This window comes from Pseudomonas sp. GW531-T4 (assembly GCF_017349615.1).
Taxonomy (GTDB): domain Bacteria; phylum Pseudomonadota; class Gammaproteobacteria; order Pseudomonadales; family Pseudomonadaceae; genus Aquipseudomonas; species Aquipseudomonas chlororaphis_I.
Genome location: NZ_JACMZT010000078.1, coordinates 1 through 12340 on the forward strand (window position 1 = coordinate 1; position 12340 = coordinate 12340).

2 protein-coding genes are annotated in these 12340 nt (G+C 65.6%); both read left to right on the plus strand.

Annotation, left to right across the window (positions count from 1 at the left end; genetic code table 11):
- Positions 1-5680: non-ribosomal peptide synthetase (locus J4D28_RS30060; protein WP_207246518.1), on the plus strand; the 5680-nt coding region annotated here is incomplete at its 5' end.
- Positions 5680-12270 carry a non-ribosomal peptide synthetase gene (locus J4D28_RS30065; RefSeq protein WP_103331924.1) on the plus strand — a complete coding sequence of 2197 codons (6591 nt, stop codon included), beginning with the start codon at positions 5680-5682 and terminating at the stop codon, positions 12268-12270. The genes J4D28_RS30060 and J4D28_RS30065, both read left to right, overlap by 1 nt.
- Positions 12271-12340: the final 70 nt, after the last annotated feature.

Sequence of the window (12340 nt, forward strand, 5' to 3'; positions counted from 1 at the left end):
CCCGCCGGCGGTGCGGGTCTATTGCTTCGGTGGTGATGCGGTGCCCCAGGCCAGCTACGACCTGGCCTGGCGCGTGCTGCGGCCGAAGTACATTTTCAACGGTTATGGCCCGACCGAAACCGTGGTCACCCCGCTGATCTGGAAGGCCAAGGCCGGCGATCCGTGCGATGCGGCCTATGCGCCGATCGGCAATATCGTCGGCAATCGCAGCGCCTACGTCGCCGATGCCAACCTCAATCTGTTGCCGGTGGGCGTGGCGGGCGAACTGTACCTGGGCGGCCTGGGCGTGGCCCGGGGTTACCTGGATCGGCCGGGCCTGACGGCCGAGCGTTTTATCCCCGATCCCTACAGCACCACGGGTGCGCGGCTGTACCGCAGCGGCGACCTGACCCGCTACCGCACCGACGGCCTGGTGGAATACGTCGGTCGTGTCGACCATCAAGTGAAGGTGCGCGGCTTCCGTATCGAGCTGGGTGAAATCGAAGCGCGCTTGCTGGAACAGGAACCGGTGCTGGAAGTGGCGGTGATCGCCCAGCCAGGGCCAAGCGGCCAGCAGCTGGTGGGTTATATCGTGCCGGTGGATGCCGACGTTGCTTTGAGCCATGAGCGCCAGGCGCAACTGCGGGAAAGCATCAAGGCCCGCCTGCGGGAAAGCTTGCCGGACTACATGGTGCCGACCTATTTGTTGTTCCTGGAGGCTTTGCCGCTGACGCCGAACGGCAAGCTGGACCGTAAATCGCTGCCGAAGGTCGATGCGCAACTGATGCAGCAGACCTATGTCGCACCGCAAAACGAGTTGGAACAGCAGATCGCCGCCATCTGGGCCGATGTGCTGAAGCTGGAACAGGTCGGCGTGACCGACAACTTCTTCGAACTGGGTGGCGACTCTATCATCTCGATCCAGGTGGTCAGCCGTGCCCGTCAGGCCGGTATTCGTTTTACCCCGAAAGACCTGTTCCAGCACCAGACGGTGCAGGGACTGGCCACGGTGGCGGAGCAGGGCGAGGGCGGGTTGCAGATTGATCAGGGCCCGATGCGCGGCGAGATGGCACTGCTGCCGATCCAGCAATGGTTCTTCGACACCCCGGTGCCGGAACGTCATCACTGGAACCAGTCGGTGCTGCTCAAGCCGCTGAAGACCCTGAGTGCCCAGGCGCTGGAGCAAGCCTTGCACGCCTTGCTCGAACACCACGACGGCCTGCGCCTGAACTTCGTCGAAGAGGGGGCCGGCTGGGTCGCGACTTATGCGCCGTCGGCGCCGGTGACTTCGGCACCGTTGGCCGCGATGCAAGCCGATGCGGTGCTGTGGCTGGCGGACAACGCGACTCAAGATTCGCTGCAAACCCTGTGCGACGCGGCGCAACGCAGCCTCAATCTGCAACAGGGGCCTGTGCTGCGCGCCGTGCTCTTGACCTTGCAGGACGGCAGCCAGCGTCTGCTGCTGGCGATCCATCACCTGGTGGTGGACGGCGTGTCCTGGCGGGTGCTGCTGGAAGACCTGCATCAGGCCCTGGTACAGCAAGCGGCCGGGCAAACCATCAAGCTGCCGGTCAAGACCAGCTCGACCCAGGCCTGGGCGGGGCAGTTGCAGGCCTATGCCAACAGCACAGCCCTGCAGCAGGAGCTGCACTACTGGCAGGCGCAATTGCAGGGCGTCGAGTCGCGCCTGCCCTGCGACCGGATAACGGACCAGGTGGTGGTCAAGGATGCCCTGAGTGTCAGCACCGAGCTGGACCCGACCTACACCCAGCGCCTGTTGCAGGACGCCCCGGCGGCCTACCGCACGCAGATCAACGACTTGCTATTGACCGCGCTGGCCCGGGTCATCACCCGCTGGACCGGTGACGCCAGCGCCCTGGTGCAACTGGAAGGCCACGGCCGTGAAGAACTGTTCGACAACATCGACTTGAGCCGCACGGTGGGTTGGTTCACCAGCGTATTCCCGGTCAAGCTGACGCCGCAGGCGGCCCTGGCCGACTCGATCAAGCAGATCAAGGAGCAACTGCGCGCAGTGCCGAACAAGGGCATCGGTTTTGGCGCCCTGCGTTACCTGGGGGATGCCAATGCCCAGGCAACCCTCGCGGCCCTGGCCGTACCGCGCATCACCTTCAACTACCTGGGCCAGTTCGACGCCAGCTTCGACGAGGCCGATGCCTGGTTCGCCCCGTGTGCCGAAGCCAAGGGCGCAGACCAGAGTGCCAAGGCCCCGTTGGGTAACTGGCTGAGCATCAATGGCCAGGTCTATGGCGGTCAGTTGAAGCTGGGCTGGACCTTCAGCACACAGATGTTCGACGCCGCGACCATCCAGCGCCTGGCGGATGACTATGCCGAGGAACTCAAGGCGCTGATCGAGCATTGCAGCCAGCCGCAGCACCGTGGCGTCACCCCATCGGACTTCCCGTTGGCACGCCTGAGCCAGCAGCAACTGGATCGCTTGCCCGTGCCGCTGCCCCAGGTCGAGGACCTCTATCCGCTGTCGCCGATGCAGCAGGGCATGCTGTTCCATACCCTGTATGAGCAACAGGGCGGCGACTACATCAACCAACTGCGGGTGGACGTGGAGGGGCTCGATCCCGAGCGTTTCCGTCAGGCCTGGCAAGCGGCCATCGACCGTCACGATATCTTGCGCACCGGTTTTCTCTGGCAGGGCGAGTTGCCGGCGCCGATCCAGGTGGTGCACAAGCGCATGGCCCTGGATTTTGTCGAGCATGACTGGCGCGCCGTGGCATCGGCGGCCCAGGACCTGGACGCCCTGGCCGGGCAGGAGCGCCAGCGCGGTTTTGATCTGGCGGCGGCGCCCTTGCTGCGCCTGACCCTGGTGCGTCTCGATGACCAGCGCTATCACCTGATCTACACCAACCATCACATCCTGATGGACGGCTGGAGCAACTCGCGGCTGCTGGGGGAAGTCCTGCAAGGTTACTCGGGGCAATCGGCAGGGGCGGCGCCGGGCCGCTATCGTGACTACATCGCCTGGCTGCAACGCCAGGACGCCCAGCTCGGCGAGGCCTTCTGGAAACAGCAACTGGCGACCCTGGACGAGCCGACCCGCCTGGCCCAGGCCATCAGCCGCAGCGGGCAGGACGCCGCGGACCAAGGCTACGGGGCTTACCAGCAGCAACTGGACGGGCAACAGACCCAGCGCTTGAGCGAGTTTGCCCGCCAGCAGAAGGTCACGGTCAACACCCTGGTGCAGGCTGCCTGGCTGCTGTTGCTGCAACGCTATACCGGGCAGGACACGGTGGTGTTCGGCGCCACGGTGTCCGGGCGTCCCGCGGAGCTTAAAGGCGTGGAACAGCAGATCGGCCTGTTTATCAACACCCTGCCGGTGGTGGCTTCGCCGCGTCCGGACATGGCCGCCAGCGACTGGTTGCAGGTGGTGCAGGCACGCAACCTGGCCCTGCGCGACTTCGAACACACGCCGTTGTATGAAGTGCAGCGCTGGGCCGGTTTGGGTGGCGAGGCGCTGTTCGACAACATCCTGGTGTTCGAGAACTACCCGGTGTCCGAAGCCCTGGCACAAGGCGCCCCGGCGCAATTGAGCTTCGGCACGGCGGCCAACCATGAGCAGACCAACTACCCGCTGACCCTGTCGGTCTACCTGGGACAGACCCTGTCCTTCGACTACAGCTATGCCCGGGAGCATTTTGCCCAGGCGAATATCCAGCAACTGGCCGGCTACCTGGAGCAACTGCTCATGGGCATGCTGGCGAATCCGCAGGGCAGCCTCGGCGAACTGTCGTTGCTCGGCGCCACCGAGCGCCGGCTGATCGACGAGCAGCGCAGCCGGACCCCGGCGCGGGACCTGGCGCCGCAGTGCGTCCAGCAGTTGATCGAAGCCCAGGCCCGGCGCACCCCGGATGCGGTGGCGCTGCTGTGTGGCGACCGGCAACTGAGCTACGGCCAGCTCAACCAGCGCGCCAACCAACTGGCCCACAAGCTGATCGAGCTGGGCATTGGCCCGGATGTCCGGGTCGGCATCGCCGTGGAGCGCGGGCTGGACATGATCGTCGGCCTGCTGGCGGTGCTTAAGGCCGGGGGCGCCTACGTGCCACTGGACCCGGAATACCCGCAGGACCGCCTGCATTACATGATGCAGGACAGCGGCATCCGCTTGCTGTTGACCCAGGCGCCACTGCTGCAACGCTTGCAGGATGGCGTAGCGGTGCCGCACCTGTGCCTGGATCAGGGCCAGGAATGGCTGGCTGGCGATGACCGGGGCAATCCGGCCCAACGCAGCAATCCGGAGAACCTGGCGTACGTGATGTACACCTCCGGCTCCACCGGCCGGCCCAAAGGCGTGGATATCAGCCACGGCGCCTTGAGCCAGCACGCCCAGGTTTCCCGGGATTATTTCAAGATGACCGCCGAGGACCGTGGGCTGCAGTTCTCCACCTTCAACTTCGACGCCTTCGTCGAGCAGCTATACCCGGCGCTGATCTGCGGCGCCTCGGTGGTGATTCGCGGCAAAGAGCTGTGGGACAGCGAGACCTTCTACCGCGAACTGATCGGGCAGGGCATCAGCATCGTCGACCTGAGCACCGCCTACTGGTTCATGCTCGGCAAGGATTACGCCAGCCGCGAACCCCGTGACTTCGGGCGCCTGCGCCAGCTCAACCTGGGCGGCGAAGCCATGGCGGCCGAAGGCGTGGCCGCCTGGAAAAAGGCCGGGCTGAAGCACGCATGCCTGCTCAATACCTACGGGCCCACCGAGGCCACGGTGAGTGTCACCGCCCATGACTGCAGCGGCTACCTGCAAGACGGCGCAACCCTGCCGAGCCAGATCCCCCTGGGCAAGGGCCTGCCTGGCCGTGCCATCTACCTGCTGGACAACAGCGGCAACCTGACCCTCAAGGGCGCCACGGGCGAGCTGATGATCGGCGGCGACCTGCTGGCCCGGGGTTACCACGATCGCCCAGGCCTGACGGCGGAACGTTTCATCCCCGATCCGTTCAGCCAGGACGGCGGGCGCCTGTACCGCTCCGGCGACCTGGCGCGCTACGACGCCGAGGGCGTGATCGACTATGCCGGGCGTATCGACCATCAGGTGAAGATCCGTGGGTTCCGTATCGAGATGGGCGAGATCGAAGCCCGGTTGCTGGAACAGCCCCAGGTGCGTGAAGCCGTGGTGCTGGCCCAGGAGGGGGCGGGTGGTCCGCAGTTGGTGGCTTATCTGGTGGCCGCCCAGGGTGTGAGCGCAGACAGCCAGGACGATCAGGCCCGGCTGCGGGAACAACTGAAAGCGGCGCTCAAGGAAGTGCTGCCGGACTACATGCTGCCGGCCCATTTGCTGTTCCTGGAAGCGTTGCCGCTGAGCCCCAACGGCAAGCTGGACCGCAAGGCGCTGCCCAAGGCCGACGCCAGCTTGTTGCAGCAGGCCTATGTCGCCCCGCAGAGCGAGCTGGAACAACAGGTCGCGGCGATCTGGGCCGAGGTGCTCGAAGTCGAGCAAGTGGGCATGAACGATAACTTCTTTGAATCAGGTGGGCATTCCTTGTTGGTAACCGCGATGGTCTCTCGAGTCCAGCTCAAGCTTGGGCGTCAAGTCAGTGTGCAGATGGCGTTCGAATTTCCAACCCTGGGGCTGTTCGTCAGCCAGTTGCAGCAGGCCCCGGGTCAGGCACAGGGCGCCGATCTGAGCGCGCTGGAGCTGTTGCTCGACGAAATGGAGGCCGTGTAATGGATAACGCCACCGCGTTGAAGATTGTCAAAGGCTTCATCCTGCTGCCGCTGGAGAAGCGCAAGGTCTACCTGCAGAAGATGCTGGAGCAGGGCATTTCCCCGGCCAACCTGCCGATTCCGGAAGTGCGCCTGAGCCAGGAGCGCTTGCCGCTTTCCTATGCCCAGCAACGCCAGTGGTTTCTCTGGCAGCTGGCGCCGGACAGCACGGCCTATCACATTCCCAAGGCCCTGCGCCTGCGTGGTCGGCTGGACGTGGAGGCCTTGCAGCGCAGCTTCGACACCCTGATTGCCCGCCATGAAAGCCTGCGCACGCATTTCGTCGAGGATGCCGACGCGGCGCTGCAAGTGGTGCTGCCCGAGGTTCGCCTGGAAATCGCCCGCCAGACGCTGGCGGCCGATGAACGCGAGATCGACACGGCGGTGCAGGGTTTCGTGCAGACCCAGACCCGGCAGCTGTTCGATCTGCTGCAAGGGCCCTTGCTTCGGGTCGGCCTGTTGCAGTTGGCCGAGGACGACCATGTGCTGGTCCTGACCCAGCACCACATCGTTTCCGATGGCTGGTCGATGCAGGTCATGGTGGATGAACTGATGGCCCTCTACATCGGCTACAGCCAGGGGCAACAACCCCAGCTGCCGCCGCTGCCGATCCACTACGCCGACTACGCCATCTGGCAGCGCAACTGGATGGAAGCCGGTGAGAAGGAACGCCAGCTGGCCTACTGGACTGCGCAGCTGGGGGGCGAGCAGCCCCTGCTGGAACTGCCGCTGGACCGTCCGCGTCCGGCCGTCCAGAGCCATCGCGGCGCGCGCCTGGAGCTGACCCTGGAGCAGCCCTTGAGTGAAGCCCTGGCCAGCCTGGCGCAGCGCGAAGGGGTGACCCTGTTCATGCTGTTGCTGGCCTCGTTCCAGGCCTTGCTGCACCGCTACAGCGGCCAGGCCGATATCCGCGTCGGCGTGCCCATCGCCAACCGCAACCGGGTCGAGACCGAGCGCCTGATCGGCTTCTTCGTCAACACCCAGGTGCTCAAGGCCGAGGTCGACGGGCAGATGTCCGTAAGCCAGCTGTTGCAGCAGGTACGGCAGACCGCCCTGGCGGCCCAGGCCCATCAGGACCTGCCTTTCGAGCAACTGGTGGAGGCGCTGCAACCGGAGCGCAGCCTGAGCCACAACCCGCTGTTCCAGGTGATGTTCAACCATCAGGTCGAGGCCTCGGCTCCAGCGGCTGCCTTCAGCCTGCCGGGCCTGGGCATCGAAGCCCTGGACTCGGCGGGGCAGTCGGCGCAGTTCGACCTGACCCTGGACACCGTGGAGACCCAGGGCCGGATCGCCGCCTCGCTGATCTATGCGACCGATGTATTCGATGCCGCGACCATCGAGCAGATGGCCGGCCACTGGCGCCAGTTGTTGCAGGGCATGGTCCGCCAGCCGGAGCAGCGCATTGGCCAACTGCCCATGCTCGACGCCGGGGAACAGGCGCGGAGCATGGCCCAGTGGAATCCGCAGCCGCAGGCATTCCCCTCGACGGCCTGCGTGCACCAGTTGATCGAGGCGCAGGCGGCGAAGGCGCCCGAGGCCATCGCCCTGACGTTCCAGGGCCAGCACCTGGACTACCGGCAGCTCAATGAGCGGGCCAACCGCCTGGCGCACAAGCTCATCGAACAGGGCGTGGGGCCCAATGTGCTGGTGGGGCTGGCGGCGGAGCGTGGCCTGGAGATGCTGATCGGCCTGCTGGCGATCCTCAAGGCCGGCGGTGCCTATGTGCCGCTGGACCCGGCCTATCCCCAGGACCGCCTGCAACACATGATGCAGGACAGCGGCATCAGGCTGTTGCTGACCCAGGAACATCTGCGCCAGGGGCTGCCGGCATTCGCCGGCAGCATCCTGTTGCTCGAGCAGCCGCTGGACGCCTACGGGGCGCACAACCCCGAGGTCGGGGTGACCCCGCAGGACCTGGCCTATGTGATCTACACCTCCGGTTCCACCGGCAAGCCCAAGGGCACCTTGCAGCCCCATCACAACGTCCTGCGGCTGTTCGCGGCGACCGCCGACTGGTTCCGCTTCGGCCCGGAGGATGTCTGGAGCCTGTTCCATTCCTATGCCTTCGACTTCTCCGTGTGGGAGATCTTTGGCGCCCTGATGCATGGCGGGCGCCTGTTGATCGTGCCCCAGGAGGTGGCGCGTTCGGCCCAGGACTTCTACCCATTGCTCTGCGCCGAAGGGGTCACGGTGCTCAACCAGACGCCGTCGGCCTTCCGTCAGCTGATGCACCTGGCCTGCGCCGCCGAGCAGGGGCATGAACTGCGCTACATCGTGTTCGGCGGCGAGGCCCTGGAGGTCAATACCCTGCAACCCTGGTTCCAGCGTTTCGGCGACCGCCAGCCGCAGCTGGTGAACATGTACGGCATCACCGAGACCACGGTGCACGTCACCTACCGCCCGCTGTCCCAGGCGGACTTGACGCTGGCGGGGGCCAGCCCGATCGGCGAGTTGATCCCCGACATGTCCTGGTACCTGCTGGACGGCAACCTGCAACCGGTGCCCAAGGGCTGCATCGGTGAGCTGTATGTCGGGCGCGCCGGGCTGGCCTGGGGCTACCTGAACCGCGGCGACCTGAGCGCCGCGCGGTTTGTCCCGGACCCCTTCGGCGAGGCGGGCGAGCGCCTGTACCGTACCGGCGATCTGGCGCGTTACCAGGCCGATGGTTCGATCGGCTACATCGGTCGCATCGACCATCAGGTGAAGATTCGCGGCTTCCGTATCGAGCTGGGTGAGATCGAGGCACGCCTGCTGGAACTGCCGGCGGTGCGCGAGGCGGTGGTCCTGGCCCAGGCAGGGCCGGACGGTCCGCAGCTGGTGGCCTATGTGGTGCCGGCCGGTCCGGCCTGGAACGACCTGGCCTGGAACGACGCGGCCCAGGCCGACGCGCAACTGGCGCTGCGGGAACACCTCAAGGCCGGCTTGCGCGAGCATCTGCCGGCGTACATGGTGCCGGCCCACGTGCTGTTCCTTCCGGCCTTGCCGCTGACCGCCAACGGCAAGCTCAATCGCGGCGCCTTGCCCGCCGTCGACAGCGGCTTGCTGCAGCGCGCCCATGTGGCCCCGCGCACCGAGCTTGAAGCGCAGGTGGCCGGGATCTGGGCCCAGGTGCTGAAGCTGGAACAGGTCGGCCTGAGCGACAACTTCTTCGAACTCGGCGGCCACTCGCTGCTCGCCACCCAGGTGATGTCGCGGTTGCGCCAGGACCTGGGCATCGAGGCGCCGCTCAAGCGGCTCTTCGAAGGCGAGTCGCTGGAAGACTTCGTGCGCCTGCTGGGAGCGGATACCTCGGCAGCGCTGGAAGCGATTCCCCTGGTGGATCGCCAGCAGCCCCTGGCGGTCTCCTATGCCCAGGAGCGCCAGTGGTTCCTCTGGCAGCTGGATGCCGACAGCAGCGCCTACCACATCCCCATGGCCCTGCGCCTGCGCGGCGCCCTGGATGAGGCGGCGTTGCAGAGCAGCTTCGATGCGCTGATCGCTCGCCATGAAACCCTGCGCACACGCTTTGTCGAGGGCGCCCGGGGCCTGACCCAGGTGATCGAGGCCCAGGCCCGCTTGCGGATCGAGCGACAGGACCTGTCCTTGCTGGTGCAAGCCGGCAACGCCGAGCAATTGATCCAGCAGGTGCTCGAGACCCAGGTACGCCAGGCCTTCGACCTGCGCCAGGGGCCTTTGCTGCGCGCGACCCTGGTGCGCCTGGCGGCGGACGAGCATGTGCTGGTGCTGGTGCAGCACCATATCGTCTCCGATGGCTGGTCGATGCAACTGATGGTCGAGGAGCTGATCCAGCTGTATGGCGCCCATGCCCAGGGGCAGCCGGCCGAGCTGCCGGCGCTGGCGGTGCAGTACGCGGACTACGCGGCCTGGCAGCGGCAGTGGATGGACGCCGGCGAGCGCGAGCGGCAATTGGGCTACTGGCTGCGGCAACTGGAAGGCGGCACCCAGGTGCTGGACCTGCCACTGGACCATCCGCGTCCGTTGCAGCAAAGCCACCGTGGCGCGCGCCTGGGCATCAGCCTGGACGGCGCGTTGCCGGGCGCCTTGAAACAACTGGCGCAGCGCGAAGGGGTGACCCTGTTCATGCTGTTGCTGGCCTCGTTCCAGGTGCTGCTGCACCGCTACAGCGGCCAGGCCGATATCCGCGTCGGGGTGCCCACCGCCAACCGCAACCGGGTCGAGACCGAGCGCCTGATCGGCTTCTTCGTCAACACCCAGGTGCTCAAGGCCGAGGTCGACGGGCAATCGAGCTTCAGCGACTTCCTCGCCCAGGTCAAAGGCCGTGCCCTGGAAGCCCAGGAGCATCAGGACCTGCCTTTCGAGCAATTGGTGGAAGCCCTGAACCCGGAGCGCAGCCTGAGCTACAGCCCGCTGTTCCAGGTGCTGTTCAACCATCAGGCCGCTGCCCGTCAGGGCGCCCGGGGCCTGGAGGTTCCCGGCTTGCAGGTGGAGATGCTCAGTGGCGAGGAGAGCAGTACCCAGTTCGACCTGAGCCTGGACACCTTCGAATCCGAAGACGGTCTCTGGGCATCGCTGACCTACGCCACCGACCTGTTCGAACCCTCGACCATCGAGCGCCTGGCCCAGTCCTGGGTGCAGTTGCTGCAGGGCATTGTCCAGCAACCCCGGCAACGCCTGGGGGACTTGCCGCTGCTGGCGGCCTCCGAGCAGAACAAGCTGCTGCACGAATGGGCCCCGGCGTCGGTCGAGTTTCCGAGTGAGCACGGTGTGCATCAACGGGTTGAGGCCCAGGCGCGGAAAACCCCTGAAGCCGAAGCCCTGTTGTTTGCTGGGCAAAGCCTGGACTACCAGGCACTCAATGCCCGGGCCAACCGCCTGGCGCACAAGCTGATCGAGCTCGGTGTCGGGCCGGAAGTGCGGGTCGGCGTGGCCATGCAACGCACCCCGGAGATGGTCGTGGCCTTGCTGGCGGTGCTCAAGGCCGGTGGCGCCTATGTGCCGCTGGACCCGGATTATCCACAGGATCGTCTGGCCCATATGCTGCGCGACAGCCAGGCGCAGATCCTGCTGACCGAAAGTGCGTTGCTGTCGCTGCTGCCGGCTATTGAGTCCCTGCAAACCCTGCAACTGGATGCGCAACCGGGCTGGCTGGACGGCTATTCGCCGGAGAACCCGGCGCCGCGAGCGACCGCGGACAACCTGGCTTATGTGATCTACACCTCGGGCTCCACGGGCCTGCCCAAAGGCGTGGCGATTGCCCATCGCAACGTGCTGGCGCTGATCGACTGGTCGAGCCGGGTGTACAGCGCCGATGACCTGCAAGGGGTGCTGGCCTCGACCTCGATCTGCTTCGACCTGTCGGTGTGGGAGCTGTTCGTCACCCTGTCCAGCGGCGGCTTTATCGTCCTGGCGCGCAACGCCCTGGAGTTGCCGGAGCTGGCGGATCGCGATCGGGTGCGGTTGATCAACACCGTGCCGTCGGCGATTGCCGCGTTGCAGCGCAGCGGGCAGATTCCGCCCGGTGTGCGGATCATCAACCTGGCGGGGGAGCCGCTGAAGCAGGCGCTGGTGGATAGCCTGTACCAGCAGCCGGGGCTGGTGCATGTCTACGACCTCTACGGTCCGTCGGAAGACACCACCTACTCGACTTACACCCGCCGCGAAGCGGGTGGCCAGGCCAATATCGGCCGGGCCATCAGCAATACCCAGAGCTATATCTTGAGCCCGGATTTGCAGCCGGTGCCGGTGGGCAGCGCTGGCGAGTTGTACCTGGCCGGCGCCGGGGTCACCCGCGGTTACCTGGCACGTCCAGGGCTGACCGCCGAGAAGTTCGTACCCAATCCGTTCTCCAGCGACGGTGGCCGGGTCTACCGCACCGGCGACCTGACCCGCTATCGCGCCGATGGGGTGATCGAGTACATCGGCCGAATCGACCATCAGGTGAAGGTCCGCGGTTTCCGTATCGAACTGGGTGAAATCGAAGCGCGACTGGTGCAGCAGGCCGCGGTGCGCGAAGCCTTTGTCCTGGCCCAGGACGGCGACAACGGCCAGCAACTGGTGGCCTATATCGTGCCGAGCGAAACCACCGAGGCTATCGAAGCGCAGGCCGCGCTCCGGGAAAACATCAAGGCGGCCCTGAAAGCGCATCTGCCGGACTACATGGTGCCGACCTACCTGCTGTTCCTCGAAGCGCTGCCGCTGACGCCGAACGGCAAGCTGGACCGCAAGGCCCTGCCCAAGGTCGACGCGCAGCAAATGCAGCAAGTCTATGTGGCGCCGCAAAGTGAACTGGAGCAACAGATCGCGGCGATCTGGGCCGATGTGCTGAAGCTGGACCGGGTGGGCCTGAGCGACAACTTCTTCGAATTGGGCGGCCATTCCCTGCTGGTGGCCCAGGTCGTGACCCGGGTCAAGCAGCAGTTTGGCGTGGATATTCCGATCAGGTCGCTGTTCGGCGCGGAGAGCCTGTCGGCCTTTGTCGAGAAGGTTCAGGCCCTGCGGGAAACGACCTCTTCACTGCAGGATGAATTGGCTAAATCTTTGGAGGCCCTCAAACGTTTATCTCCTGATGATCTTGAAAAAATAATTTCTTAGGAGAGGTAGTACATGCAAGCTTTAATCGACTCGGTAGGCACGCTTTCTGCCAAAGAAAGAAAAGCCCTGG

Bases quoted from the DNA above. Each gene is read 5' to 3' on its own strand.
- J4D28_RS30065 (WP_103331924.1), top strand. From the start codon at position 5,680: ATGGATAACGCCACCGCGTTGAAGATTGTCAAAGGCTTCATCCTGCTG.